Below are 25453 nucleotides of genomic sequence, written 5' to 3'. Positions count from 1 at the left end.
CCCCCGTGTGAACCTTCAACGTGTGACATGCCTGCCAAGGTGCCGGGTGCTCGCGTGAGGCGTTACGGTCGTGTCATGAGTGAGCTACCGGAGGAGACCGGCGACGAGCGGGTCGACGCGGTCCTCGCCCGTCTCGGCGACCTGGCCGAGCGGCCGGTGGGCGAGCACGTCGCGGTGTTCGAGCAGGCGTTCTCCGGGCTCGAGGCCGCGCTGGGGAGCGTGGACGGCCAGATGGGCGACCAGTGAGCCGACGTATCCGGCTGGACAGCGAGCTGGTACGGCGCGGCCTGGCGAGGTCGCGGGAGCAGGCGGGCCAGCTCATCGAGGCCGGCCGGGTCACGGTCGGCGGCCGGCGGGCGGGCAAGGCGGCGACCCAGGTCGACACCGCCTCGGCCATCGTCGTGGCCGAGTCCGCGGACGGCCCCGACTATGTCTCGCGCGGCGCGCACAAGCTGCTCGGCGCGATCGAGGCGTTCGGCGCGCTGGAGATCCGGGGGCGCCGGTGCCTCGACGCGGGCGCGTCCACAGGCGGGTTCACCGACGTGCTGCTGCGCCACGGCGCCGAACGCGTGCTCGCCGTCGACGTGGGTTACGGACAGCTCGCCTGGTCGTTGCGGACCGACGACCGGGTGACGGTGATGGAGCGCGTCAACGTACGTGATCTGACCCCGGAGATGGTCGGCGAGCCGCCTTCGCTGATCGTCGGCGACCTGTCGTTCATCTCGCTGCGGCTCGTGCTGCCCGCGCTGGCCTCGGTGGCCGCGCCTCGGGCGGACTTCGTGCTGCTGGTCAAGCCGCAGTTCGAGGTGGGCAAGGATCTGGTGGGTGCCGGTGGAGTGGTACGCGATCCGGTGTTGCGGGCGGGTGCGGTGCGTGCGGCCGCGGCCAAGGCGCGTGAGCTGGGCCTGGTGGTACGCGGCGTGACCGCGAGCCCGCTGCCCGGTCCGTCGGGAAATGTGGAGTATCTGCTCTGGCTGGGCAAGGGGGAGGGCGAGCCGCCGGTCGCCGACCTCGAGGCCGAGATCGAGCGGGCCGTCGCGGAAGGGCCGCAATGAACCGAACTGTGCTGGTCACCGTGCACACCGGACGGGAGGCCGCGGTCGACAGCGCCCGTCTGGTCATCGACCGCCTCGTCGCCGCCGGGATCCAGGTCAGGGTGCTCGATGTGGAGGCCGGTGAGATCGGCTGTCACGGCATCGACGTGGTGCCCTGCGATCCCCTCGCCGCCAAGGACGCCGAGATGTTGATCGTGCTCGGCGGTGACGGCTCGCTGCTGCGTTCGGCCGACCTGGCCAGGCCCACCGGCACCCCGCTGCTCGGCGTCAACCTCGGGCACGTCGGCTTCCTGGCCGAAGCCGAGGTCGCCGATCTGAAGTCGGCGGTCGACAGCGTGGTCGCGGGCCGCTACGACGTCGAGGAACGCATGACGATCGACATCCTGGCCAGGCAGAACGGCCAGGTGCTCGCCGACACGTGGGCGCTCAACGAGGCCAGCGTGGAAAAGGGCGAGCGCATGCTGGAGGTGGTCGCCGAGATCGACGGGCGGCCGCTGTCCCGCTGGGGCTGCGACGGTGTGATCTGCGCGACCCCGACCGGCTCGACCGCCTACGCCTTCTCGGCGGGCGGTCCCGTCGTGTGGCCGGAGGTCGAGGCGCTGCTCATGGTGCCGATCAGCGCGCACGCGCTGTTCGCCAGGCCGCTCGTGGTCTCGCCGCGCTCGACGCTCGCCGTCGAGATCCTGCCCGACACCCCGGGCGGCGTACTCTGGTGCGACGGCCGGCGCCGCTTCGACCTGCCGTCCGGCAGCCGGGTGGAGGTACGCCGCGGCTCCGAGCCGGTACGGTTGGCCCGCCTGCACGGGGTGGAGAGCACCGGCGCTCCCTTCACCGACAGGTTGGTCGCCAAGTTCGAACTACCCGTTCAGGGCTGGCGCGGACGGGTGCGTCCCTGAGTCAATTACAGGTGCAGCGCGTAGAGTTAGTTCGCACAAGCGTTCGGAGCGACGGGAGTGGGCAGTGCGACCAAGGGTCGAGGAGGTCCGCATCCAGGGGCTCGGCGTCATCGATGAGGCCGTTCTGGAGCTTTCGCCAGGCTTCAACGTGGTCACCGGTGAGACCGGTGCCGGCAAGACGATGGTCGTCACCGGGCTCGGATTGCTGTTCGGAGGCCGGGCCGACCCTTCCCGCATCCGGCCGGGCGCCGACAAGGCCACCATCGAGGGCACGCTGGTCATCGAGGCCAGCGGCCGCGTCTCCCAGCAGGTCGAGGACATCGGCGGCGAGATCGAGGACGGCGAGCTCATCATCTCGCGCACCGTCTCGGCCGAGGGCCGGTCGCGGGCCTGGCTCGGCGGCCGTACGGTGCCTGTCGGCACGCTGACCTACCTGGCCGACGACCTGGTCGCCGTGCACGGGCAGATGGACCAGCAGCGGCTCCTGCAGCCGGCCAAGCAGCGGGCCGCCCTCGACCGCTATGCCGGTGACGATCTGGTCAAGCCGCTGCGCGCCTACACCCAGGCGTACAAACGGCACAAGCAGGTGGGGGCGCTGCTCGACGAGCTCACCACCCGGGCGCGCGAGCGCGCTCAGGAGGCCGACCGGCTGCGGTTCGGCCTGGAGGAGATCGAGAAGGTCGAGCCGAAGGCCGGTGAGGACCTCGACCTGCGCGGCGAGGAGGAGCGGCTCTCGCACGCCGACGCGCTGCGCGGAGCGGCGACGAGCGCGCACACGGCGCTGCTCGGCGACCCGATGGAGGCCTCGAGCGGCGCGCACGACGTGATCTCCCTGCTGGGCGAGGCCCGCGCGGCCGTCGAGGCGGTGCGCGACTACGACACGCAGCTCGCCGGGGTGGCCGACCGGCTGGCCGAGGCGGGTTACCTCATCTCCGACGTCGCCACCGACCTGGCCGCGTACGCCGAGTCGATCGAGGCCGACCCAGCGCGGCTCGCGGCTGTGCAGGACCGCCGGGCCCTGCTGTCCGGGCTGATCCGGAAATATGCCGAAGACAGCGCCGGTGTCCTGCGGTGGGCTCAGGAAGCGTCCACCCGGCTGATCGAGCTGGAAGGCGACGACGAACGGATCGACGAGCTGACCCGCGAGCACGACGAGCTGACCGCCAGGCTCACCGAGCTGGCCGCTGAGCTGACCCGGGTGCGTGAGTCCGCCGCCGAGCGGTTCGGCCAGGCCGTCACCGACGAGCTGACCGCGCTGGCCATGCCGCACGCCAGGGTCACCGTCGAGCTCACCCAGGTTGCGGACTTCGGCCCCGAAGGCGTTGACGAGGTCGAGCTGCGTATGGCCGCCCACCCGGCCGCGCCGCCGCTCCCGCTGAACAAGGGCGCCTCCGGCGGTGAGCTGAGCCGCGTCATGCTGGCGATCGAGGTGGTGTTCGCGGGCGCCGACCCGGTGCCGACGTTCGTGTTCGACGAGGTCGACGCGGGGGTGGGTGGCAAGGCCGCGGTCGAGATCGGGCGCCGGCTCGCCCGGCTGGCGCGTACCGCCCAGGTCATCGTCGTCACCCACCTGCCGCAGGTGGCCGCGTTCGCCGACCAGCATCTGGTGGTCGAGAAGGCCAGTGACGGCAGTGTCGTGCGCAGCGGTGTCCTCACCCTCAACCATGAGGGTCGAGTCCGCGAGCTGTCCCGCATGCTGGCCGGGTTGGAAGACTCTGAGCTGGGCAGAGCCCACGCCGAAGAACTACTCGGGCTGGCGGCCGCCGATCGGTGATTCTGAGTGACATAGCGGACACGCCGCGCTGTGCGTGGCCTCTGCGCTGCTTCACTCTGGCAGGATGGTCTTGATGAAGGTTCCGGGGAGCAGGATGCCGGGCCTCCGCGCTAGGAAGGTCACGGACCTTCCCGGTGTCACGGCAGTGGCGAGAGTCGATCGGCGGACGAAGAGGCTGACTAAGCGCCTCCAGCCCGGTGAAATAGCGATCATCGATCACGTGGACGTGGACCGGGTCAGCGGGGAGGCGCTTGTCGCGTGCGGGGTGTCGGCGGTGGTCAACGTGGCCGCCGGCATCAGTGGCCGCTACCCCAACCTCGGTCCGCAGATCATCATCGAGTCCGGGGTGCCGTTCGTCGACAACGCCACCCAGGACCTGTTCGAGCGGGTCAAGGACGGTGACGTCGTACGGCTCCACGAAGGGGTCGTCTACCTCGACGGCGATGTGGTCGGCAAAGGCGAGGAGCAGACCCCCGAGGCGGTCGACGCCGCCATGGCCGAGGCTCGCGCCGGACTCGCGGTGCAGATCGAGGCTTTCGCCGTCAACACGATGGAGTACGTTCGGGGTGAGGGCAAGCTCCTCATCGACGGAGTCGGCGTGCCGGACATCCGCACCCCCATGGAGGGCAGGCATGTCCTCATCGTGGTGCGCGGCTACCACTACAAGGACGACATCGCCACCTTGCGCCCCTACATCAGGGAATACCGCCCGGTGCTCATCGGGGTCGACGGCGGCGCCGACGCGCTGCTGGAGGCCGGCTACCTGCCCGACGTGATCGTCGGCGACTTCGACTCGGTCTCCACCAAGGCGCTGAGCTGCGGTGCCGAGCTCGTCGTGCACGCCTACCGCGACGGCCGGGCGCCCGGCCTGGAACGGGTCCACCAGCTCGGCCGCGAAGCGGTGATCTTCCCGTCCACCGGCACCAGCGAGGACATCGCGATGCTGCTGGCCGACGACAAGGGCGCCGAGCTGATCGTGGCGGTCGGCACGCACGGCACGCTGGAGGAGTTCCTCGACAAGGGGCGCTCAGGGATGGCCAGCACCTTCCTCACCCGGCTGCGGGTCGGCAGCAAGCTCATCGACGCCAAGGGCGTGAGCAGGCTCTACCGCAGCCGCATCTCGACGCCGCAACTGCTGCTGCTCGTGATCACCGCGTTGATCACCATGGGCGTCGCGCTCTTCCTGTCACCGATCGGCCAGACCTGGCTGAACGGCGTGCAGGACTTCTGGAACGCCTTCATCTTCTGGCTGGTCGGACTCTTCTCGTGATCGATTTCCGTTATCACCTCGTCTCCATCGTCGCGATCTTCCTCGCGCTGGCCGTGGGCATCGTCATGGGCACCACGCTGCTGCAGTCGCCTGCCATCGAGTCGGCCAGGCGGACGAGTGACCAGATGACCAAGGACAACAGCAGCCTCCGGGCCGAGATCGACGCGCTGCGCGGCAGGGAGGCGGGCAACGACTCCTTCGTCACCGCGCTCACCGCGCAACGCGTCGCGGGCGAGCTGACCGGCCAGCACGTCGTGCTGATCGAGGCGCCCGGCTCCAGCACCACCTACCGCGAGGCCGCGCAGCAGGTGCTCACCCAGGCGGGCGCCCTGGTCACAGGGCGGGTGGCGCTGAGCGAGAAGTTCGTCGACCCCAAGCAGAGCGGCGTGGTCGATGGCCTGGCCAACACCCTCAAACCGGCCGACATGACCTTCCCCACGGCGGCCACCGCCTACCAGAAGGCCGGCGCCGTGCTCGCCGCCGCCGTCATGACGAATGACCCGGCCCAGGCCAGCACCGCCAACCCGGCCACCGCGGCCGTCCTCAGCGGCTTCGAGGAGGGCGGGTTCCTCAGCGTCGAGGGCGACCCGAACAAGCGGGCCACGCTCGCCGTGATGTTCGCCCCGGAGAAGCCGTTCGAGGGCGAGAACGCCGAGACCCAGGCCGACGCCCTCGTCTCGCTCGTGGGCGGCCTGGACGCCGGTGGCAAGGGCTCGGTGCTGACGGCCTCCGCCCCCACCGCCGCCGTCTCCGGAGGCGTGATCAACGCGCTGCGCGACGACGGCGAGGTCAACAAGCGCGTCTCCACCGTCGACACACCCGACATGCCCGCGGGCCGGATCGTGATCGTCGACGCGCTCCGCGAGCAGCTGAGCGGCCGCTACGGCCACTACGGCATCGGCACGGGAGCCTCCTCCTTCCAGCCCACGGCACCGACCGCGACCCCGTCCCCCACCCAGTCAGGGAGCTGACATGGCTCGTGGCCTCCGCTACGCCCTCGTCGGTGCCGCGATCGGCGCCGTCGCCGCCCGTGCCGCCTACACCGCCTTCACCCGCCTGGCGCCGCGCGCCGGCGAGGAGAAGGAGCCGGGCCGCTGGACCCGCACCAACCACCGCGGCGAGCCGATCACGCTGCTGGAGGGCCCTGCGTTCGTGGCCGGCTCCGGCGTGGCGGCCGCGCTGGCGCCGGGTCTCCCTCCCCGGGTACGCCTGGCGGCGCTGCTGGCCGGCGTCGGCAGCGGAGCGCTCGGCGCCTACGACGACCTTTACGGCACGACCAAGTCCAAGGGCTTCAAGGGGCACCTGACCGCGCTCGGCCGCGGCGAGGTGACCAGCGGGGCGGTCAAGATCCTCGGCATCGGGGCCACCGGGCTGGGCGCGGCGGTGCTCGTCTCGAAGGGGCCGGTCGACACGCTGGTCAACGGGGCGGCCATCGCGGGCACGGCCAACCTGGCCAACCTCTTCGACCTGCGGCCCGGGCGGGCGATCAAGGTGGGCCTGCTCACGGGCGGGCCGCTGCTGGCGGCGTCGCTCTTCCGCGACGCGCCGCTGACCGCCGCGCTGACCGCCGTGCCGCTGGGCGCGGCCGCCGCGCTGCTGCCCGACGACCTCGGAGAGCGGGCGATGCTCGGGGATGCCGGGGCCAACGCGCTGGGCGCGCTGCTCGGGCTGGCCGCGGTGACCAAACTGGGGCGGCGGGGTCGGTTCGTGCTGCTCGGTACGGTGGCGGCGCTGACGGCCGCGTCGGAGAAGGTCAGCTTCACCAAGGTCATCGCCGGCAATCCCGTGCTCAACCGGCTCGACATGCTCGGCCGCCGTCCCGTCGACCCCGTGTGAGGTGATGGGACGCGCTGCGCGAATGTCGGTGCGGCCTGCCAGGATGTTGCCGTGATCGGGTGCGGGGCGGGGCGGGCGTGGTGAGGGAGCGGCTCGTCCGTGGCGTCGCCGGTGGTGCGCTGCTCATCGGCGCGATCACCGTGCTGGCGCGGGTCGCGGGTTTCGCCAAGCAGTACGCGTTCGCCCAGACCGTGGGCACCAACTGCCTGGCCACCGCCTACGGCACGGCCAACCAGATCCCCAACATCGTCTTCGAGGTCGTCGTCGGCGGTGCGCTTGCCGGGATGGTGGTCCCGGTGCTCGCGGGAGCCGGGCGCGAGGCGGGCGTCCGGCGGGAGCCTGGGGGCGGGCGTGAGCCGGACATCGGGGGCGAACCTGGCGTCGGCCAGGGGCCGGATATGGAGCCCGAGGCGGGCGTCGGACGCGAGGCCGACGTCGGGCCGGGTCATGTTCTGGGCGGTGGGGCGGCGCGGGAGCGGGCCGGGTGGATCAGCTCGGCGCTGCTGAGCTGGGTGGTCGTGGTGCTGGTGCCGCTCGGCGTGCTGACCGCGGTGCTCGCCGGGCCGATCGTCGGGCTGTTCTTCGGCGGCGACGTGCCCGGCTGCGACGTGGGCGCGGTGACCGCGGTCGCCACCCGCATGCTGGTCGTCTTCGCCCCCCAGATCCCGTTGTACGGCGTCGCGGTCGTCCTGTACGGCCTGCTCCAGGCCCACCACCGCTTCGCCGGGCCAGCGGTCGCCCCGCTGGTGTCCAGTGTCGTGGTCATCGTCGCCTACCTGCTGTTCGTGCCGCTCAGCGGGGGGATCGTCGATCCTGCCCGGGTGCCGGGGGCCGCCGAGCTCGCGCTGTCCGTGGGGACCAGCCTCGGGGTGCTGGCCCTGGTGCTGACCGTGATCGGCCCGGCCGCCGGGCTCGGGTTGCGGTGGCGGTGGCGGCCCACGCTGCGCTTTCCCGACGGCGTGGCCGTACAGGTGCGCGGGCTCGCGCTGGCCGGGGTCGCCGCGCTGCTCGCCCAGCAGGCCGCCATGGTCGTGGTGCTCGTGCTGGCCAACAAGCAGGTCGGCAACGGGGCCATCATGATCTACAACTACGCCTGGGCGATCTACCTGGTGCCGTACGCGGTGCTGGCCGTACCCATTGCCACCAGTGCTTTTCCGCGGCTGTCCGCCCAGGCGGGCAACGGCGACGCGGAGGGGTTCGCGACGCTGGCGGCGCGGACCACGCGGGCGGTGGTGCTGGTGTCGGGGCTGGCCGCCGGGGTGCTCGCCGCGGTCGCCGAGCCGGGGGCGGTGGTGTTCCTCGGCTTCAAGAGCGAGGTGCCCGCGCCGGTGTTCGCGCACGCGATCGCGTTGTTCGCGCCCGGGCTGATCGGCTACGGGCTCATCGCGCAGCTGAGCCGCGTCCTGTACGCGGCCGGGCGCGGGCGGGCCGCGGCGACGGGCACCGTGGTCGGGTGGGGCGTCGTCATGGTGGCGCAGACCGTGTTCGCGCTGACGTTTCCCGGTGAATGGAAGATCGGGGGGATGGCGCTCGGCATGACCGTCGGGATGACGGCGGGGGGTGCGCTACTGCTCGCCTCGGTGGTGCTGGCGCGGGGCCGGGCCGCGGTGGCCGGGCTGGGCCGGGCCGCGCTGGCCTCGGTCGCCGGGGGCGGGGCGGGCTACCTGGCCGGGGCGGCGGTCGTGGGGGTGCTGGGGGCGCGGGGCATCTGGCCCAATGCCGGGGCGGCCGTGCTGGCGGCGCTCGTGGCGTTCGTCGCCGGTGGCGTGGTCGTGGCGCTGGTGGATCGGCCGACGGCTCGGGCGGTGGCCGGTTCGTTCAGACGTGGATCTGGGAAGTGAGGAGCGGTCGTGCGGGTGGCTTTCGTGCTGGGCACCACGTCCGGTGGCACGGGACGACATGTCCGGATGCTGGTCGAGGGGCTCGTGCGGCGTGGCCATCACGTGGTGGTCCTGGGGCCGGGGAGTGTCGGGGAGCGGTTCTCCTTCGGCGATGCCGGGGCCCGGTTCGTGGAGGTGCCGATGTCGGATCGGCCGCATCCGGTCAACGACCTGCGGGCCGTGCTCGCGATCAGGCGGATGACCAAGGACGCCGACGTGGTGCACGCCCATGGGCTCCGGGCCGGGGCCCTGGCCGGGCTGGGGCTGTGGGGCCGGGCGGCAGGACGAACGCGGGTGGATGAGCGGTCTGGCGCGACGGGGCGGGTGCCGTTGGTGGTGACGCTGCACAACGCGCTCACCGCCGGAGGGCTGATCGGGGTCGTCTACGGCGGGCTCGAACGGATCGTGGCCAGGAGGGCGGACCAGGTGCTGGTCGTCTCGCCCGACCTGGGGGAGCGGATGCGGGCGCTGGGGGCGCGGGACGTACGGCCGGCCGTGGTGCCCGCGCCCGTGCCGCGGGCCGCCCGGCGGTCGCCGCAGGCGGTCAGGGCCGAGCTGGGGAGCGGGGGGCGGCCGATCGTGCTGGCCGTCGGCAGGCTGGCGCAGCAGAAGGGTTACGAGACGCTCCTCGACGCCGCTCGCGGGCCCTGGCCGGGTGAGACGCCGCTGTTCGTGGTGGCGGGGGAGGGGCCGCTGCTCGGGGAGCTGGGGCGCAGGATCGAGGCCGAGGCGCTGCCCGTGATGCTGCTGGGCAACCGGGACGACGTGCCCGACCTGCTCGCCGCCGCGACCGTCGCGGTGTGGGCGAGCCGGTGGGAGGGCCAGCCGCTGAGCGTGAGCGAGGCGCTCATGGTCGGGCGGCCGGTCATCGCGACCGCCGTGGGCGGGATTCCCGATCTGGTCGCCGGGGCGGGGATCCTGGTGCCGTACGGGGACGCGGCGGCGTTGCGCGCCGCCGTACAGGATGTGGTCGGGGATGGTGCCGAGGCGGCGCGGCTGGCGGCGGCGGCGGCACGGCGGGGGGCCGAGCTGCCCGATGCCGAGGACGCGGTGGAAAGTGTGCTGAATGTTTACGCACGGTCATGATCGCATGCATGATTAGGCGAGACTTACACGTTCTCATATACTGCGTGCGTTAGGGAGGGGAGTATCCCTTCGCGGTAGCCTCGTCATCACGGTGCAGCCCCGCTCCACGGGGCCCCCGGGGCTGCCGGTCCGCGCTCTTGGCGGGCGGGAGAGACCTCCGGCAGTCGTATTTTGCATGCCGGAGGTAGTGGAACGTGACCGTACCCGTCTGGGCCTGGATCGCCGTCATCGGTGGCCTGCTGGTCGTCCTCGCCATCGACCTCTGGATCGTCGACCGGGGCGAAGCCCGCGAATTCTCGATGCGGCAGGCCGGATACTGGGTCACGTTCTATGTCCTGCTCGCGGTGGTGTTCGGCGGGGTGCTGTGGGCCACGATCGGCGGCCCCAGGGCGGGGGAGTTCTTCGCCGGCTACATCACCGAATACAGCCTGAGCGTCGACAACCTGTTCATCTTCTTCATCATCATGAGCAGGTTCGCGGTGCCCAGGGCGTACCAGCACAAGGTGCTGCTCGTCGGGATCCTGCTGGCGCTGGTCATGCGCGGCGTCTTCATCGCGCTCGGCGCGGCCGCGCTGGAGCGGTTCAGCTGGTTGTTCTACGTTTTCGGGGCTTTCCTCGTCTACACCGCGATCAACCTGATCCGGCAGCACCTCAAGGACGAGGAAGAGGAGTTCAACGAGAACATCCTGCTCAGGTGGGTGCGCAAGGCCTTCCCCACCACCGAGGGGTACGTCGGGTCGAAGGTCACCGTCAAGATCGACGGACGGCGGATGGTCACCCCGATGCTGATCGTCATGGTCGCCATCGGCAGCACCGACCTGCTGTTCGCGCTCGACTCGATTCCGGCCATCTTCGGGCTCACCAAGGACCCGTTCATCGTCTTCGCGGCCAACGCGTTCGCGCTGATGGGACTACGTCAGCTCTACTTCCTGCTGGGTGGCCTGCTTCAGCGGCTGGTCTACATCAGCTATGGACTTGCGTTCATACTGGGCTTCATCGGGGTTAAGCTGATATTGGAGGCACTGCACGCCAGCGAGGTCTCCTGGGCGCCCGAAATCCCCATCTGGGTGTCGCTCACGGTCATCGGCGCCACCATGGTCATCACCACCGCGGCCAGCCTGATCAAGGCCCGCGTCGATGCGCGCAAGGGCGAGGAAACCAGCAGGGCTAGCTAAATGGCTTTCGAGGCGCTTTGCTTGAGAAGTTGCGCCGTGTAATAGTTGCTGACTCTGTAACATCACGGCAAAGCGCCCAGTCCAGTCACCATCGAAGGTTGTACGTGTCAGACGATTCTGCCAAGACGCGCCGCGTGCGGCTCGCGCGCGGGGTGTCCCCGTGGCTCTTCCCAACGGTGGCCGCCGCGGCCACTTCCGCGCTGCTGACGCGCCGGGACCGTCGATGGGCGCTGGCGGCCGTGCCGCTGGGCGCCCTCACCGGTGCCATGCTCTGGTTCTTCCGCGACCCCGACCGCACGCCAGGTGACGGGCGGATCCTGTCACCGGCCGACGGCGTCGTGCAGAGCATCGACCCGTGGGCCGACGGACGCACCCGCGTCGCGATCTTCATGAGCCCGCTGAACGTCCATGTCAACAGAGCCCCCCTTGCGGGAAATGTCACCTCCGTGCAGCATGTGGCGGGTGGGTTCCTGCCGGCTTTCAACAAGGACAGCGACCAGAACGAACGCGTGGTGTGGCATTTCGAGACGGCGCTCGGCGACGTCGAGATGGTGCAGATCGCGGGCGCGGTGGCGCGCCGGATCGTGCCGTACCTGAGCGCCGGGGCCAAGGTCTCGCAGACCGAGCGGATCGGGCTCATCAGGTTCGGTTCGCGGGTCGACATCTACCTTCCCGAAGGGATCTCGCCGGCGGTTTCCGTGGGCGAGAAGACGGTTGCGGGGGTGACCAGAATTGACCGCGGCTGATGCCGGCAGCTGGCAGGCGGAAGACGAAGAACCTCGAGGACCCGTCGGCAAGGCGTTCCGCCTGTCCGCGGCTGACTCGCTCTCGCTGGGCAACGCCATCTGCGGGTTCCTCGCGGTGTGCGTCCTGGCCTCATCGGCCATCCAGTCGCTCAAGGCCGGCGGCGACTTCACACCCGCGCCCAGCTACTTCGCGACCGCCGTGGTGCTGCTGCTCATCGGCGCCACGTGCGACCTGTTCGACGGCCTGGTCGCGCGGCGCTTCCGCGCCTCCGCCATGGGTGCCGAGCTCGACAACCTCGCCGACGTGATCAGCTTCGGGTTCGCGCCCGCGTTCATGGTCGTGATCTGGGGTGGTTTCACGGACAAGGTGCCGTTCGCCGCGGTGGTGGCCGCCGCCGCGGCGGTGCTGGTCGCCGGTGTCGTACGGCTGGCGCGGTTCGCCTGCGTCAAGACCAAGAGCGGCGACTTCATGGGCCTGCCCATTCCCATGGGTGCCATGACCGTCATCTCGATCGTGATGCTGTTCCAGCCGAGCCCCTACTCGTTGCTCGCGGTGCTGGGCGTGGCCTGGCTGATGGTGAGCCGGATCGAGTACCCCAAGCCCAAGGGGCAGCTCGCCGCGGTGGTGCTCGGGTGGATCATGATCAACGTGGCCTTCCTGACCTTCTGGGTGGCCTGGCCCGAGGGTGGCGACCTGCCCATCAAGATCGGCGCCACCATGCAGATCGCGCTCGTGGCGGCGATCCCCCTGCGGGTGCTGTTCTACAAGCGTGAGCAGCGCAGGGAAGCCGAGCGCATCGGCAGCTGAGCGGATACGTCCGCCGTCATCGGATGGTGATGGAGCCATGTCGGCCACGCCGCGCGAGCACACGCGAACGTACTTCCTCGCGAAGCTGGCCAGGGAGCTGGAGCTGCACGGCCTGATCACCACGCTGCGTGCCTATCCGCCCGCGCTGCGGGTCAGCGACCCTGACACCGCGATGCTCGCCGAGACGGTCGACTGCGTACCACTGCCGGAAGGATGGTTCTACCGCTGGTCGTGGGGCGAGATCGTGGGCCTGGCCGACGATCCCGCCCTGGCGGCCGAGCGGATCGCCAGGGTGCTGGCGAACCGCTGACCGGGGCCGCGCGAGGGTGTTTACCAGCCTCTGGCCTGCCATTCCTGGAGCGACGGGCGCTCGGCGCCGAGCGTGGTGTCCTTGCCGTGGCCCGGGTAGACCCACGTGTCGTCGGGCAGCCGGTTGAAGATCCGCTCGACGACGTCGTTGTAGAGCTGGGCGAAGCGCTCCGGGTCCTTCTGGGTGTTGCCCACCCCGCCGGGGAAGAGCGAGTCGCCGGTGAACAGGTGTGTCTCCCCCTTGCCGCCTTCGTACAGCAGGGCGATCGAGCCCGGCGTGTGTCCGCGCAGGTGGATCACCTCGAGGTCGACCACGCCGACCGCGATCGTGTCACCGTGCTCGACCGTGCGGTCCACCGGGACCGGCAGCGCGGGCGCGTCGAGCGGATGCGCGATCACCTGGGCGCCCGTCACCTTGACCACCTGCTCCAGCGCCTGCCAGTGGTCGCCGTGCTGGTGGGTCGTGACGATCTCGCTGATCGGCTGGTCGGAGAAGAGCGCGAGCAGCCGGTCGGCCTCCGCCGCGGCGTCGATCAGCAATCCGTCGCCGGTCTCGGTGCAGCGCAGCAGGTAGGCGTTGTTGTCGAACGGCCCGACTGCCAGCTTCCAGATCGACAGCTTCGGGAGCTCGCGTACGTCGGCGGGACCGCCGACCTGGACGTCACCTGTATAGGTCATGGATAGTCCTTCGGGGGCGTCGCGGGCAGATCAGCGGGGGCGGGCATCGTCAACCAAGGCGGCGCCAAGGGAACCGGCATGGACGGTCGCCCCACTGTCACCACCCTAACGCCCTCACCATCGGATCTCCCGATGAGCCATGCCAGGACGTCGGCCGCGCCGCCCTCGACCGCGGGGCCGGAGCCCAGGCCGCGCCACGTCCGCCCGCCGCGCACGCTGATCTCGCTGACCGTGCTCTGGGCGTGCGGCCAGGTCCGCAGGCTGTCGTGGAGTTCGCGGTGGACGAACGTCCGCGGCCAGTCCGCCGGGCCGTACCCCGCGCCGAGGTCCACGTGGTGCACTTCGACCTCGCGCAGCCGCCGTACGAGGATGTACCAGGCGGGGTGCGGCGGCGGGCGCATGCCCGCGACGGTCGCGCGCCACGCCGCCTCCGGCAGGTCACGGATCGCGGCGGCCAGCCGGGCGGTGCCGGCCTCCAGTTCGGCCACGTGCTCGGCGGCGGTACGGCCCGCGCCCGCCTCGATCCCCGCCGTCCTGGCCTCGGGGGTCGGGTACTGCGGTGTCTCGATGCCGGTCCTGGCCCAGGTCAGCAGGTTGATGTGGCTGCCGGCGTTCCCCGCCATGTGGGAGAGCACGTGACCCCTGGACCAGCCCGGAAGGAGCGAGGGCGCGGCGAGGTCGTCGTCGGTAAGGGACCCTGCCGTGGCCAGGAAACGGTCGGTCGCCGCGGCCAGCTCGGCCTGGAGCGCCAGCAGAACGGTCATGCCGGATATTTCATCATTTGGTGGGTGCGGGGAGGTCCCTGGGCATAAAATCGCAGGTCATGCGGTTGCGAGCTAAAGGCCTCCTGTAGGGGTGGGAGTAGGCCGTAACCTGGTAGCGACGGATTTTCGGGGTTCGGACTGCGGGCCGCCGAAATTGTCGGAGCCCCCGTCTACCATCCCCCGTGGACCTATCCGCCTTTCGACATCCGGGATCGCCGTGGCAGACCGCCTGATCGTGCGTGGTGCACGAGAACACAACCTCAAAGACGTCTCGCTGGACCTGCCGCGAGACTCTCTGATCGTTTTCACCGGCCTGTCCGGCTCGGGCAAGTCGAGCCTGGCCTTCGACACGATCTTCGCTGAGGGTCAGCGGCGCTACGTCGAGTCGTTGTCGGCTTACGCCCGCCAGTTCCTCGGCCAGATGGACAAGCCCGACGTCGACTTCATCGAGGGCCTGTCGCCCGCGGTGTCGATCGACCAGAAGGCCACCAGCAAAAACCCCCGCTCGACCGTCGGCACGATCACCGAGGTCTACGACTACCTGAGGCTGCTGTGGGCGCGCATCGGTATGCCCCACTGCCCGGTGTGCGCGCGGCCGATCGCCAGGCAGATGCCGGAGCAGATCGTCGACCGCGTGATGGACTTCGAGGAGGGCACCCGTTTCCAGGTGCTGGCCCCGGTTGTCAGGGGCCGCAAGGGCGAATACGCCGAGCTGTTCCGCGAACTGCAGACCAAGGGCTTCGCCCGCGCCCGGGTCGACGGCGTCGTCGTACGGCTGGAAGAGCCACCCACGCTGAAAAAGCAGGAGAAGCACGACATCGAGGTCATCGTCGACCGGCTGTCGGTGAAGGAGTCGTCGCGCCGGCGGCTCACCGACTCGGTCGAGACCGCGCTGCAGCTGTCCGGCGGCACGATCACGCTGGAGTTCGTGGACCTGCCCGAAGACGATCCCAACCGGGAGCGCTTCTTCTCCGAGCACCTCTACTGCCCCTACGACGACGTGTCGTTCGAGGAGCTGGAGCCCCGCTCGTTCTCCTTCAACTCGCCCTTCGGCGCCTGCCCCGAGTGCACGGGGCTCGGCACCAAGATGGAGGTCGACCCCGACCTGGTCGTACCCGATCCGGAGCGCACGCTCCGAGACGGCGCGCTCCACCCGTGGTCCGGCGGCCACACCAGCGAATACTTCGTCAGGCTGGTCGAGGCGCTCGGCCACACCATGGGCTTCACCCTCGACACACCCTGGGAGAAGCTGCCCAAGGCGGCGCAGAAGTCCCTGCTGTTCGGCCACGACGAGCAGGTGCACGTCCGCTACAGCAACCGCTACGGCAGGCAGCGTTCCTACTACACGACCTACGAGGGCGTCATCCCGTGGGTCCAGCGCAGGCACGTCGAAGCGGAGAGCGACTCGACCCGCGAGCGGTTCGAGGGCTACATGCGGGAGATCCCCTGCCCGGCCTGCAAGGGCGCCAGGCTCAAGCCGGTCACGCTGGCCGTCACGGTCGCGGACCGGTCGATCGCCGACGTGGCGGCCATGTCGATCGGTGAGTGCGCGGAGTTCCTCGCCGAGCTCAAGCTGTCCGACCGCGACATGCAGATCGCCGAGCGGGTCGTCAAGGAGATCAACGCCCGCATGGGCTTCCTGCTCGACGTCGGCCTCGACTACCTGACCATGGACCGCGCCGCCGCCACCCTGGCGGGCGGCGAGGCACAGCGCATCCGGCTGGCCACGCAGATCGGCTCCGGCCTGGTCGGCGTCCTGTACGTCCTCGACGAGCCGTCGATCGGCCTGCACCAGCGTGACAACATGCGGCTGCTCGACACGCTGATCAGGCTGCGCGACATGGGCAACACGCTGATCGTCGTCGAGCACGACGAGGACACGATCGCCGCCGCCGACTGGGTGGTCGACATCGGCCCGGGCGCGGGCGAGCACGGCGGCCAGGTCGTCGTGTCCGGCACCGTCCAGGAGCTGCTGACCAGCGAAGAGTCGATGACCGGTCAATACCTGTCCGGCCGCAAGAGCATCCCGATCCCCGCCAAGCGCCGCAAGCGCGACAAGAAGCGACAGATCACGGTGAAGGGCGCGCGCGAGCACAACCTCAAGGGCGTCGACATCGAGTTCCCGCTCGGCCTGTTCACCGCGGTCACCGGCGTGTCGGGGTCCGGCAAGTCGACCCTGGTCAACGACATCCTCTACAACGCGCTGGCCAAGGAGCTCAACGGCGCCCGCACGGTGCCGGGACGCCACTCGCGGATCAACGGCATGGATCAGGTCGACAAGGTCGTACACGTCGACCAGTCACCGATCGGGCGCACCCCGCGCTCCAACCCGGCCACCTACACCGGCGTGTTCGACCACGTACGCAAGCTGTTCGCGGCCACCACCGAGGCGAAGGTCCGCGGCTACCAGCCGGGACGGTTCAGCTTCAACGTCAAGGGCGGTCGCTGCGAGGCGTGCGCGGGCGACGGCACCATCAAGATCGAGATGAACTTCCTGCCCGACGTGTACGTCCCGTGCGAGGTGTGCCACGGCGCCCGCTACAACCGGGAGACGCTGGAGGTGCACTACAAGGGCAAGACGATCTCCGAGGTGCTCGACATGCCGATCGAGGAGGCGCTCGGCTTCTTCGACGCCATTCCGGCGATCAAGCGGCACCTGCAGACGCTCAACGACGTCGGCCTCGGCTACGTGCGGCTCGGCCAGCCGGCGACCACGCTCTCCGGTGGCGAGGCGCAGCGCGTCAAGCTCGCCTCCGAGCTGCAGCGCCGGCAGACGGGGCGGACGATCTACGTGCTCGACGAGCCGACCACCGGACTGCACTTCGAGGACATCCGGCGGCTGCTCGGTGTGCTCGGGCGGTTGGTCGACGGCGGTAACACGGTGATCGTCATCGAGCACAACCTGGACGTCATCAAGACGGCCGACTGGGTGATCGACATGGGGCCTGAGGGTGGGTCGCGGGGCGGCACGCTGGTTGCCACGGGTACACCGGAGGAGGTGGCGCTGGTGGATGAGAGTCACACGGGGCGCTTCCTTCGTAAGATCCTTTCGCTCTGAGGGGTGGGGTTCTGTGCGGCGGGGGTCCACTGCACAGAACTACGCACCTTCCGGGCCTCGGGGTTCGCACGCCATGTGACCCCGCTCCTCGGACCTGACCGTGTCCAGGGGCGGGGTCGGGTGCTGCCTGGTGATGGCTGTGGTGTTGAGGCGGGCGGCCGTGCGGGCCGCATCGGTTGTGCGGGTCCCGGCGGAGACATCTGGTGGTGCGGTCAGCCGCTGAACGAACGGTCCCTGGCGCGGGAGGCGGCCGTTCGGGTGTTCGGGGCAGGCGGCCGTTCGGCGCTGCGGGACGATCCCGGGTCCCCGGGTGGCCCGGCCGAGGCCCGCTGGAGTGGGTGGCCGCTCGGTCCGTGGGCCTGACCCGGGCGGGGGACCGAGGGGGGTCGGCAATAAAGTTGACCCGACGACAGCGGCCTGGCCTGCAGGGGGTCAGTGGCCACGGGGAAGGGTCGGCACCATGGGGATGACGGAGCTGGGCAGCGCCATGCCTGAAATCGGGCGTCGCGAGGCGCTGGGAGCGGCCGGATTGGCGGCGTGCGGGCTCGCGGTCGCGGGCTGCGGCAGCGGTGCCAAGGCGGAGCCGGTGGCCGGGATCAAGGGGAAGGTGCTCGCCAAGGTCGCGGACGTGCCCGTGGGCGGTGGCATCGTCGTGCAGGAGTACAAGATCGTGGTCACCCAGCCGGCGAAGGGCGTCTTCAAGGCGTTCAGCGCGGTCTGCACGCACAAGGGGTGTGTCGTTAGCGCGCCCGAGAAGAACGTCATGACGTGCGGGTGCCACGGCAGCGAGTTCGCTGCCGACAGCGGCAAGGCGCTGCAGGGGCCCGCGACCGCGCCGCTGGTGGTCTATCGGGTCAAAGTCGAGGGTGACGGCGTCGTGGTGGTTTGAACAGGTAATTCTGCGTGGTTTCCGGGATTGGCGTACGGCACGCTGAACCGGCGCGAGGGCGCTGGCCGTACCTAAAGAGAGAACTAGACCTGGGAGGACGCACGATGACCGAAACGACGCGCCGGGCGGTGGTGCTTGGAGCCGGAGGCGCCGGGCTCGCAGTGGTGATGACCGCTTGCGCGAGCTACGGCTCGCCCACGACTCAGGCGAGTGAGGCACCCCCGGCCGACGAACCGTCGTCCGAGGCTCCGAAGAAGAAGAAGTCAACCGGCGCCAAGGCGCTCGCCGACACCGGCGACATCCCCAGCGGGGGCGGGAAGGTCTTCGAGAGCCAGAAGATCGTGGTCACCCAGCCGACGGAGGGTGAGTTCAAGGCGTTCACGGCGGTCTGCACCCATCAGGGGTGCACGGTCGACGAGGTGGCCGACGGCACCATCAATTGCCCGTGCCACGGGAGCAAGTTCAAGATCTCGGATGGTTCTGTCGCAGGTGGGCCGGCTTCCGAGCCGCTGGCGGAGAAGAAGATCAAGGTGAGCGACGGCAAGATCACGCTCGCGTAGCGAGTCCTCATGAATTTCTCACCTGTGTGCGGTTGGGTGGGCGACATGGGAGAAGACCTTCAGAGTCGCAGGGCGGTGATCGCCGGTGTGGGTGTGGGTGGCCTGGCACTGGCGCTGACCGCGTGCGGTAGTAATGACGCCACGTCCGGCACGCAGGCCTCGGCGGCCACGACGGAGTCCAGCGCTCCGGCTGCCGCGGGTGGCGCGCTGGCGAAGACCTCCGAGATCCCCGTCGGTGGGGGGACGGTCTTCAAGGAGCAGAAGGTGGTGGTAGTGCAGCCCAAGTCGGGCGAGTTCAAGGCGTTCAGCGCGATCTGCACCCACCAGGGGTGTTCGGTGGCCAGCGTCGCGAACGGCACGATCGACTGCCCGTGCCATGGCAGCAAGTTCAAGATCGAGGATGGCTCCGTCACCGCCGGACCGGCCAAGAAGCCGCTTCCGGAGCAGCAGATCAAGGTGGACGGAGATCAGATCACGCTCGCCTAGGCGCACGCCCGCCGTACCAGGATGACTGGTACGGCGGGCTGCCTTGTCGGTGCGGCCCGTTAGTCTTTGAACGTGGCGAGATCAACGCGCAGCCCCCTGAGCTTCCGGCCCCGGTCGGGCTCCATTCCCGACTCTCCGGGGGTCTACCGGTTCAGGGACACGCATGGCCGAGTGATCTACGTCGGCAAGGCCAAGAGCCTGCGGCAGCGGCTCAACTCCTACTTCGCCGACTTCTCCGCGCTGCACCCGCGCACGCAGTCGATGCTCACCACCGCCGCCGACGTCGACTGGACGGTGGTCGGCACCGAGGTCGAGGCGCTGCAGCTCGAATACTCCTGGATCAAGGAGTTCGACCCGCGCTTCAACGTCAAATACCGCGACGACAAGTCCTACCCCTACCTCGCCGTCACCATGGCCGAGGACTTCCCGCGCGTGCAGGTGATGCGGGGCGCCAAGCGCAAGGGCACCCGCTACTTCGGCCCCTACTCGCACGCCTGGGCCATCCGCGAGACCGTCGACCTGCTGCTGCGCGTCTTCCCCGTCCGCACGTGCAGCGCGGGCGTGTTCAAGCGGGCCGGGCAGATCGGCAGGCCGTGCCTGCTCGGCTACATCGACAAGTGCTCGGCGCCGTGCGTCGGCCGGGTCACGCCGGAGGAGCACCGCGACCTGGCCGAAGACTTCTGCGACTTCATGGCGGGCAACACCGGCCGCTTCATCAAGCGGCTGGAGCGCGACATGCGCGAGGCCGCCGCGGAGCAGGAATACGAGCGGGCCGCCAGGCTCCGCGACGACATCCAGGCCCTGCAGCGCGCTCTGGAGAAGCAGGCCGTCGTCCTCGGCGAGGGCACCGACGCGGATGTGATCGCGCTGGCCGAAGACCCGCTCGAAGCCGCCGTCCAGGTCTTCTACGTGCGTGGCGGGCGCATCCGCGGCCAGCGCGGCTGGGTGGTCGACAAGGTCGAGGAGGCCTCGCCCGGCGAGCTGGTCGAGCAGTTCCTGCTGCAGATGTACGGCGACGCGGGCGCCGAGTCGATGCCCCGCGAGGTCCTCGTGCCCGTGCTGCCGCCTGACGCCGAGGCGCTCACCGAGCTGCTGTCGGAGCAGCGCCGCGCCCGGGTCGAGGTCCGGGTGCCGCAGCGCGGCGACAAGAAGTCGCTGATGGAGACCGTCGAGCGCAACGCGAAGGAGTCGCTCGCCCAGCACAAGATCCGCCGGGCCGGCGACCTGACCACCCGCAGCAAGGCGCTGCAGGAGATCGCCGACGCGCTCGACCTCGACCAGGTGCCGCTGCGCGTCGAGTGCTACGACGTCTCCCACCTGCAGGGCGAGAACGTCGTGGCGTCGATGGTGGTGTTCGAGGACGGCCTGCCGCGCAAGAGCGAATACCGCCGGTTCGCCGTCCGGACCAAGGAAGGCGACGTCGCCTCCATCTACGAGGTCATCCAGCGGCGGTTCCGGCGCTATCTGGAGGAGCGCTCGGCCACCGGCGAGCTGGCGGCCGACGACGACCCCGAGGGACCCAACGGGCCCATCGATCCGGAGACCGGAAAGCCGCGCAAGTTCGCCTACCCGCCCAATCTGGTCGTGGTCGACGGCGCGGGCCCCCAGGCGGCCGCCGCCCAGCGGGCGCTCGACGAGCTCGGCATCGACGACGTCGCCGTGTGCGGTCTGGCCAAACGGCTCGAAGAGGTGTGGCTGCCCGGCGACGATCAGCCGGTGATCATGCCACGCTCAAGTGAGGGTCTCTACCTGCTGCAACGCGTGCGGGACGAAGCACACCGGTTCGCCATCACCTACCATCGTGCTAAGAGGTCCAAGACCGTGAAGGAGAGCGCGCTGGACACCGTGCCCGGCTTGGGGCCGGCGCGCAGGCAGGCGCTTCTCAAACACTTCGGCTCCGTGAAGAAGCTGCGCGAGGCCACTGCCGCCGAGATCTGCCAGGTCCCCGGCATCGGTCCGGCCATCGCCGAGGTGATCGCGTCGACGCTGAAGGGGGAGGGACAGTGAGCCCGCCGAACGGAGTGAGGCAATGAACACCGAGCCGGCGTTCGTCATCGTCACCGGCATGTCAGGGGCGGGGCGCAGCACCGCGGCCAAGGCGTTGGAAGATCTGGGCTGGTTCGTCATCGACAACCTGCCGCCGGGTCTGCTGTTCGCCATGGCGGAGGAGGCGGGCAAGGTCAAGCTGGCCGCCGACAAGGTGGCCGCCGTCGTCGACGTGCGCAGCCTGGCCTTCACCACCGACCTCAACGCCGCCATCGAAGAGCTCGAAGGCCGGGGCGTACGCGTGCGCGTGGTGTTCCTGGAAGCCAGCGACGAGGGGCTGGTGCGCAGGTTCGAGAACGTCCGCAGACCGCACCCGCTCCAGGGCGAGGGCCGCCTGGTCGACGGCATCGCCCGTGAGCGGGGCATCCTGCGCGAGGTGCGGGCCAACGCCGACCTGGTGATCGACACCTCCTCGCTCAACGTGCACGAGCTGCGCAGCAAGATCGTCAACTTCTTCGGCGGTGAGGACCGGCCGGGGCTGCGGCTCAACGTGGTCTCGTTCGGCTTCAAGTACGGGCTGCCGGTCGACGCCGACCTCGTGGTCGACTGCCGGTTCCTGCCCAATCCGCACTGGGTGCCGGACCTGCGGCCGATGAACGGGCTGGACGCGCCGGTGCGCGACTATGTGCTGGGCCAGCCCGGCGCGAAGGAGTTCCTCGACGCGTACGAGGAGGTTCTGCAGGTGATCGCCGCCGGATACGCGCGCGAGGGCAAGAGCTACGCGACGCTGGCGGTGGGCTGCACGGGCGGCAAGCACCGCAGCGTGGCCATGGCCGAGCAGGTCGCCGGCCGCCTGCGTGACCGCGGCATGGAAGTACAGGTCAGCCACCGGGATGTGGGGCGGGAGTGACCGATGAGGGCGACGCCCCAGGTGACGCGGTCGTAGCGGGGCCGGTGTCCGGTGATCTGGCGGGCCTGGCCGGTGATCTAGCGGGCACGGTGTCCGAGGATAGGCCGCGGGTGGTGGCGCTGGGCGGTGGTCACGGGCTCTACGCTTCGCTCTCCGCGCTGCGCGGCGTGGCCGGTGACCTCACCGCGGTGGTGACGGTCGCCGACGACGGCGGCTCCAGCGGGCGGCTCAGGCGCGAGCTCGGCGTACTGCCTCCCGGCGACCTGCGCATGGCGCTGGCCGCGCTCTGCGGCGACGACGAGTGGGGGAGCACCTGGAGCGAGGTCGTCCAGCACCGCTTCCGGAGCGAGGGCGATCTGCACGGCCACGCCGTGGGCAACCTGCTCATCGTGGCGCTGTGGGAGCTGCTCGGCGACCCCGTGGCGGGCCTCGACTGGGTGGGCCGGCTGCTCGGCGCGCACGGCCGGGTGCTGCCGATGGCGTCGGTGCCGCTCGACATCGTGGCCGAGGTGGAGCTCGACGGCGTCATCTCGACCGTACGCGGGCAGGTGGCCTGCGCGCTGACCCCCGGCCGGGTGCAGGCCATCTCGCTGGTGCCGGAGGACCCGCCCGCGCGGCCCGAGGCCGTGCGGGCCGTGCTGGAGGCCGACTGGCTGGTGTTCGGGCCGGGGTCCTGGTTCACCAGCGTGTTACCGCATCTCAAGGTGCCCGCGCTGGCCAGGGCGCTGCACGAGTCGAAGGCCAAGCGGCTGGTCACGCTCAACCTGGCGCCGCAGCCCGGCGAGACCGACGACTTCTCACCCCAGCAGCACCTGGAGGTGCTCCGGCAGCACGCGCGCGATCTGCGGGTCGACGTCGTGCTCGCCGACACCGGCGTGGTCGATGACCCCGACGCCCTGGAGAAGGCCGCCGCCGCGCTCGGCGGGCGGCTCGTCATGGCCGACGTCGCCGCCGCCGACGGCTCTCCCCGACATGACGCACGACGTCTTGCCTCCGTCCTGGACGAGATTTTCCTCCAGAAGCGTTGATCCTGGTCGGCGCGGCGCAAAGGTGCGAGAGACTGCTGAGAGTCGGTCTGAATGGGGGAGGACTAACGCTTATGGCGATGACGGGTGTGGTGAAGGACGAGCTGAGCCGCCTGCCAGTGCTGAAGCCCTGCTGCCGGAAGGCGGAGGTGTCCACGCTGTTGCGGTTCGCCAGTGGGCTGCACCTGGTGGGCGGGCGCATCGTGATCGAGGCGGAGCTCGACACCAACGCCACCGCGCGGCGGCTGATCAAGGACATCGGGGAGGTGTTCGGTCACAAGGCCGAGGTGCTCGTGCTGGCACCCGCCGGGCTGCGCAAGGGATCGCGCTATGTCGTGCGCGTCTACCGCGACGGTGAGGCGCTGGCCCGGCAGACGGGTCTGATCGACAATCACGGGCGCCCGGTGCGCGGCCTGCCTCGTCAGGTGGTGGCGGGGGCCGCCTGCGACGCCGAGGCCGCGTGGCGCGGGGCGTTCCTGGCGCACGGCTCGCTGACCGAGCCCGGGCGTTCCATGTCGCTGGAGGTGACCTGCCCGGGGCCCGAGGCGGCGCTGGCGCTGGTGGGCTCGGCGCGCCGGCTCAAGATCCACGCCAAGGCGCGGGAGGTGCGCGGCGTCGACCGGGTGGTGGTGCGTGACGGCGACGCCATCAGCGCGCTGCTCACGCGGCTCGGGGCGCACGACAGCGTGCTGGCCTGGGAGGAACGGCGGATGCGCCGCGAGGTGCGGGCCACGGCCAACCGGCTGGCCAACTTCGACGACGCCAACCTGCGCCGCTCGGCGCGGGCGGCGGTGGCGGCGGGGGCGCGGGTGCAGCGGGCGCTGGAGATCCTGGGCGACGAGGCGCCCGACCATCTGGTGATCGCGGGGCGGCTGCGGGTGGAGCACAAGCAGGCGTCGCTGGAGGAGCTGGGGCAGATCGCGGATCCGCCGCTGACCAAGGACGCGATCGCCGGACGTATCCGGCGGTTGCTGGCGATGGCCGACAAACGCGCGACCGACCTGGGCATCCCCAACACCGAGGCCAACCTCACCGTGGACATGCTCGCCCAGTGAAACCGTTCTCTGTTCGGTTCTGTGCGGCTTGGTGGCGTGCGCGGGCCTGGTAAGGCCGTTTTCTGTGCTGCTCGGTTCGGCTTCGTGGCGTGTGCGGGCCCGGTACAGCCGTTCTCTGTGCGGGTCGGTGATTGTCGTGCGGTCTTCCTGTGCCGGTCGGTGGTTGCCTGTCTGTGCGGGTTGGTGATCGTGGTGCGGGTCTTTCTGCGCGGGTGCTCTCCGTGCGCGGCCTGTCGTCAAGGCGGTCCATGCTGTACGGCAGGCACGGTGGGCGCCAACCGCCGTCGTGAGCTGGGCCCTGTCCAGGGGAACGCTCCTCCGGCGAGGGGGCTTCTCGCCGTGACGTGCGGGATCGCCGGCCGATTCCGTGGATCGGCCTTGCGCGCCGATTCCGTGGGCCAGCTCGTGCGCTGATTCTGTGGGTCAGCTCGTGTGCCGAGTCCATGGATCGGGCTTGTATGCCGATTGCGTGGATCGGGCTGGTGTGCCTTTTCAGGCGGGGCCCGGGTCCCTTGGGGCGAAGAGGTCGCCGGTGGGGCGGGAGGGGCTGGTGGGGCTCTGGAGGGGCTCGAAGGGGGCCCGGTACTCCGGTTCGGCGGGGGTCGGGTCCTCGGGTGGGGTGACGGACGTCTGGCGGGCTCGGACGCGGCCCACCCGGATGCGTACGACCACATAGGCCGTCAGCGCCGCCGCGGCCAGGGGCAGCCAAGGCTCCCAGGAGTCCTTCAGCGAGGACCAGAGGTTCGTCAGCTCGCTCGGGAAGGTGGTTCTGAGCCGGTCGAGGCTCAGGTCCGGCTGGCCGCCGGTGCTCGTCGCGCGGGCGGTGGTCCCGCCCAGGGCCACCGCCGCGATCGCGCAGAGGGCTGACCACCAGGGCAGCACCCGGCTGCTCGATCTGGCCAGGAACACCAGGAGAGACAGGAGGAGAGCGATGGCGAAGGCGATCGCTGCCAGCGCCCAGAGACCGTCGCCGGCGGCCAGGAAGGCAGCCGGAAGGAAGCGGGCTCCGTAGTGGAGTGCCGCCGCGTGTGCGATGGTGCAGATGAGCATGGCCATGAAGCCCACGACCAGGCCAGAGAGCAGCCTGGACCTAGGTTGTGACATCTCAGCCCCCAGAGAATGCCCGAATTTACTCCGATGAGTCGGGCACTTTACTCGAAGCTCACAAATCGCGCGGCCGGATCGCGGATTCGCGGTAAGGGGAGTC

General features: G+C 70.3%; 24 protein-coding genes. 21 read left to right on the top strand and 3 right to left on the bottom strand.

Annotated elements, in window-relative coordinates:
* Positions 1–75: 75 nt before the first annotated feature.
* The 13 genes from KME78_RS10615 to KME78_RS10550 all read left to right on the top strand — a co-directional run bounded on the left by KME78_RS10615 (position 76) and on the right by KME78_RS10550 (position 12836).
* Positions 76–246, top strand: coding sequence for a hypothetical protein (locus KME78_RS10615; RefSeq protein WP_219528606.1), 171 nt, complete (start codon positions 76–78; stop codon positions 244–246).
* Positions 243–1055: a TlyA family RNA methyltransferase gene (locus tag KME78_RS10610; RefSeq protein ID WP_219528605.1), complete on the top strand. Its 813-nt coding sequence runs from the start codon at positions 243–245 to the stop codon at positions 1053–1055. Before KME78_RS10615 ends, KME78_RS10610 begins: the two co-directional genes overlap by 4 nt.
* The gene (locus KME78_RS10605) at positions 1052–1951 is read left to right on the top strand and encodes an NAD kinase (protein WP_219528604.1); all 900 of its coding nucleotides are present in this window, start codon (positions 1052–1054) and stop codon (positions 1949–1951) included. The genes KME78_RS10610 and KME78_RS10605 overlap by 4 nt, the downstream gene beginning before the upstream one ends.
* 64 nt (positions 1952–2015) lie before the next feature.
* Complete coding sequence (gene recN, locus KME78_RS10600) at positions 2016–3725, top strand: DNA repair protein RecN (RefSeq protein WP_219528603.1); 1710 nt, start codon at positions 2016–2018, stop codon at positions 3723–3725.
* 73 nt (positions 3726–3798) lie between these two features.
* On the top strand, positions 3799–4995 hold the full coding sequence (steA, locus tag KME78_RS10595) for a putative cytokinetic ring protein SteA (protein ID WP_219528602.1): 1197 nt from the start codon (positions 3799–3801) through the stop codon (positions 4993–4995).
* The gene (locus KME78_RS10590; RefSeq protein ID WP_219528601.1) at positions 4992–5966 is read left to right on the top strand and encodes a copper transporter; all 975 of its coding nucleotides are present in this window, start codon (positions 4992–4994) and stop codon (positions 5964–5966) included. The genes steA and KME78_RS10590 overlap by 4 nt, the downstream gene beginning before the upstream one ends.
* A gap of 1 nt (position 5967) precedes the next feature.
* Positions 5968–6831 carry a hypothetical protein gene (locus KME78_RS10585; protein WP_219528600.1) on the top strand — a complete coding sequence of 288 codons (864 nt, stop codon included), beginning with the start codon at positions 5968–5970 and terminating at the stop codon, positions 6829–6831.
* 80 nt (positions 6832–6911) lie between these two features.
* Positions 6912–8672, top strand: coding sequence for a murein biosynthesis integral membrane protein MurJ (gene murJ / locus KME78_RS10575; RefSeq protein ID WP_372454895.1), 1761 nt, complete (start codon positions 6912–6914; stop codon positions 8670–8672).
* 9 nt (positions 8673–8681) lie between these two features.
* Positions 8682–9797, top strand: a complete 1116-nt coding sequence (locus tag KME78_RS10570) for a glycosyltransferase family 4 protein (RefSeq protein ID WP_219528599.1) — start codon at positions 8682–8684, stop codon at positions 9795–9797.
* A 194-nt stretch (positions 9798–9991) separates the two neighbouring features.
* The gene (locus KME78_RS10565; RefSeq protein WP_219528598.1) at positions 9992–10972 is read left to right on the top strand and encodes a TerC family protein; all 981 of its coding nucleotides are present in this window, start codon (positions 9992–9994) and stop codon (positions 10970–10972) included.
* 104 nt (positions 10973–11076) lie between these two features.
* Complete coding sequence (locus tag KME78_RS10560; RefSeq protein WP_219528597.1) at positions 11077–11718, top strand: phosphatidylserine decarboxylase; 642 nt, start codon at positions 11077–11079, stop codon at positions 11716–11718.
* Entirely contained in the window at positions 11705–12526 is an 822-nt protein-coding gene (gene pssA / locus KME78_RS10555; protein WP_219528596.1) for a CDP-diacylglycerol--serine O-phosphatidyltransferase, read from the top strand. The genes KME78_RS10560 and pssA overlap by 14 nt, the downstream gene beginning before the upstream one ends.
* A gap of 37 nt (positions 12527–12563) precedes the next feature.
* On the top strand, positions 12564–12836 hold the full coding sequence (locus KME78_RS10550) for a hypothetical protein (RefSeq protein ID WP_219528595.1): 273 nt from the start codon (positions 12564–12566) through the stop codon (positions 12834–12836).
* Between the two features lie 20 nt (positions 12837–12856).
* Here KME78_RS10550 and KME78_RS10545 read toward each other — a convergent pair whose 3' ends face one another.
* A complete protein-coding gene (locus KME78_RS10545) occupies positions 12857–13513 on the bottom strand; it encodes an MBL fold metallo-hydrolase (RefSeq protein ID WP_219528594.1) in 657 nt (218 codons plus the stop codon).
* A complete protein-coding gene (locus KME78_RS10540; protein ID WP_219528593.1) occupies positions 13510–14277 on the bottom strand; it encodes a maleylpyruvate isomerase family mycothiol-dependent enzyme in 768 nt (255 codons plus the stop codon). Before KME78_RS10540 ends, KME78_RS10545 begins: the two co-directional genes overlap by 4 nt.
* A 217-nt stretch (positions 14278–14494) precedes the next feature.
* On the opposite strand from KME78_RS10540, the gene uvrA reads away from it, so the two are divergent.
* The 8 genes from uvrA (at position 14495) to whiA (ending at position 24246) form a co-directional block, all read left to right on the top strand.
* The gene (uvrA, locus tag KME78_RS10535) at positions 14495–17335 is read left to right on the top strand and encodes an excinuclease ABC subunit UvrA (protein ID WP_219528592.1); all 2841 of its coding nucleotides are present in this window, start codon (positions 14495–14497) and stop codon (positions 17333–17335) included.
* A gap of 460 nt (positions 17336–17795) precedes the next feature.
* A complete protein-coding gene (locus KME78_RS10530) occupies positions 17796–18224 on the top strand; it encodes a Rieske (2Fe-2S) protein (RefSeq protein ID WP_219528591.1) in 429 nt (142 codons plus the stop codon).
* 104 nt (positions 18225–18328) lie between these two features.
* Positions 18329–18784, top strand: coding sequence for a Rieske (2Fe-2S) protein (locus KME78_RS10525; RefSeq protein ID WP_219528590.1), 456 nt, complete (start codon positions 18329–18331; stop codon positions 18782–18784).
* A 45-nt stretch (positions 18785–18829) separates the two neighbouring features.
* Positions 18830–19270 carry a Rieske (2Fe-2S) protein gene (locus KME78_RS10520; RefSeq protein WP_219528589.1) on the top strand — a complete coding sequence of 147 codons (441 nt, stop codon included), beginning with the start codon at positions 18830–18832 and terminating at the stop codon, positions 19268–19270.
* Positions 19271–19366: 96 nt separating this feature from the next.
* The gene (gene uvrC, locus KME78_RS10515; protein ID WP_246650896.1) at positions 19367–21277 is read left to right on the top strand and encodes an excinuclease ABC subunit UvrC; all 1911 of its coding nucleotides are present in this window, start codon (positions 19367–19369) and stop codon (positions 21275–21277) included.
* Positions 21278–21299: 22 nt separating this feature from the next.
* Positions 21300–22166: an RNase adapter RapZ gene (gene rapZ, locus KME78_RS10510; RefSeq protein ID WP_219528587.1), complete on the top strand. Its 867-nt coding sequence runs from the start codon at positions 21300–21302 to the stop codon at positions 22164–22166.
* Positions 22167–22276: 110 nt separating this feature from the next.
* On the top strand, positions 22277–23194 hold the full coding sequence (locus tag KME78_RS10505; protein ID WP_219528670.1) for a gluconeogenesis factor YvcK family protein: 918 nt from the start codon (positions 22277–22279) through the stop codon (positions 23192–23194).
* Positions 23195–23265: 71 nt separating this feature from the next.
* Complete coding sequence (gene whiA / locus KME78_RS10500) at positions 23266–24246, top strand: DNA-binding protein WhiA (RefSeq protein WP_219528586.1); 981 nt, start codon at positions 23266–23268, stop codon at positions 24244–24246.
* Positions 24247–24738: 492 nt separating this feature from the next.
* On the opposite strand, the gene KME78_RS10495 is transcribed toward whiA, so the two are convergent.
* A complete protein-coding gene (locus KME78_RS10495; protein WP_219528585.1) occupies positions 24739–25350 on the bottom strand; it encodes a hypothetical protein in 612 nt (203 codons plus the stop codon).
* Between the last annotated feature and the right edge of the window lie 103 nt (positions 25351–25453).

The organism is Nonomuraea guangzhouensis (genome assembly GCF_019396345.1).
Taxonomy (GTDB): domain Bacteria; phylum Actinomycetota; class Actinomycetes; order Streptosporangiales; family Streptosporangiaceae; genus Nonomuraea; species Nonomuraea guangzhouensis.
The sequence above is the reverse complement of the archived record's forward strand: the minus strand, read 5'-3'. Positions and strand labels throughout refer to the sequence as shown.

Bases quoted from the DNA above. Each gene is read 5' to 3' on its own strand.
- KME78_RS10615 (WP_219528606.1), top strand. From the start codon at position 76: ATGAGTGAGCTACCGGAGGAGACCGGCGACGAGCGGGTCGACGCGGTC.
- KME78_RS10605 (WP_219528604.1), top strand. From the start codon at position 1,052: ATGAACCGAACTGTGCTGGTCACCGTGCACACCGGACGGGAGGCCGCG.
- steA (WP_219528602.1), top strand. From the start codon at position 3,799: ATGAAGGTTCCGGGGAGCAGGATGCCGGGCCTCCGCGCTAGGAAGGTC.
- KME78_RS10585 (WP_219528600.1), top strand. From the start codon at position 5,968: ATGGCTCGTGGCCTCCGCTACGCCCTCGTCGGTGCCGCGATCGGCGCC.
- KME78_RS10550 (WP_219528595.1), top strand. From the start codon at position 12,564: ATGTCGGCCACGCCGCGCGAGCACACGCGAACGTACTTCCTCGCGAAG.
- KME78_RS10545 (WP_219528594.1), bottom strand. From the start codon at position 13,513: ATGACCTATACAGGTGACGTCCAGGTCGGCGGTCCCGCCGACGTACGC.
- KME78_RS10540 (WP_219528593.1), bottom strand. From the start codon at position 14,277: ATGACCGTTCTGCTGGCGCTCCAGGCCGAGCTGGCCGCGGCGACCGAC.
- KME78_RS10530 (WP_219528591.1), top strand. From the start codon at position 17,796: ATGGGGATGACGGAGCTGGGCAGCGCCATGCCTGAAATCGGGCGTCGC.
- KME78_RS10525 (WP_219528590.1), top strand. From the start codon at position 18,329: ATGACCGAAACGACGCGCCGGGCGGTGGTGCTTGGAGCCGGAGGCGCC.
- KME78_RS10520 (WP_219528589.1), top strand. From the start codon at position 18,830: ATGGGAGAAGACCTTCAGAGTCGCAGGGCGGTGATCGCCGGTGTGGGT.
- rapZ (WP_219528587.1), top strand. From the start codon at position 21,300: ATGAACACCGAGCCGGCGTTCGTCATCGTCACCGGCATGTCAGGGGCG.
- whiA (WP_219528586.1), top strand. From the start codon at position 23,266: ATGGCGATGACGGGTGTGGTGAAGGACGAGCTGAGCCGCCTGCCAGTG.
- KME78_RS10495 (WP_219528585.1), bottom strand. From the start codon at position 25,350: ATGTCACAACCTAGGTCCAGGCTGCTCTCTGGCCTGGTCGTGGGCTTC.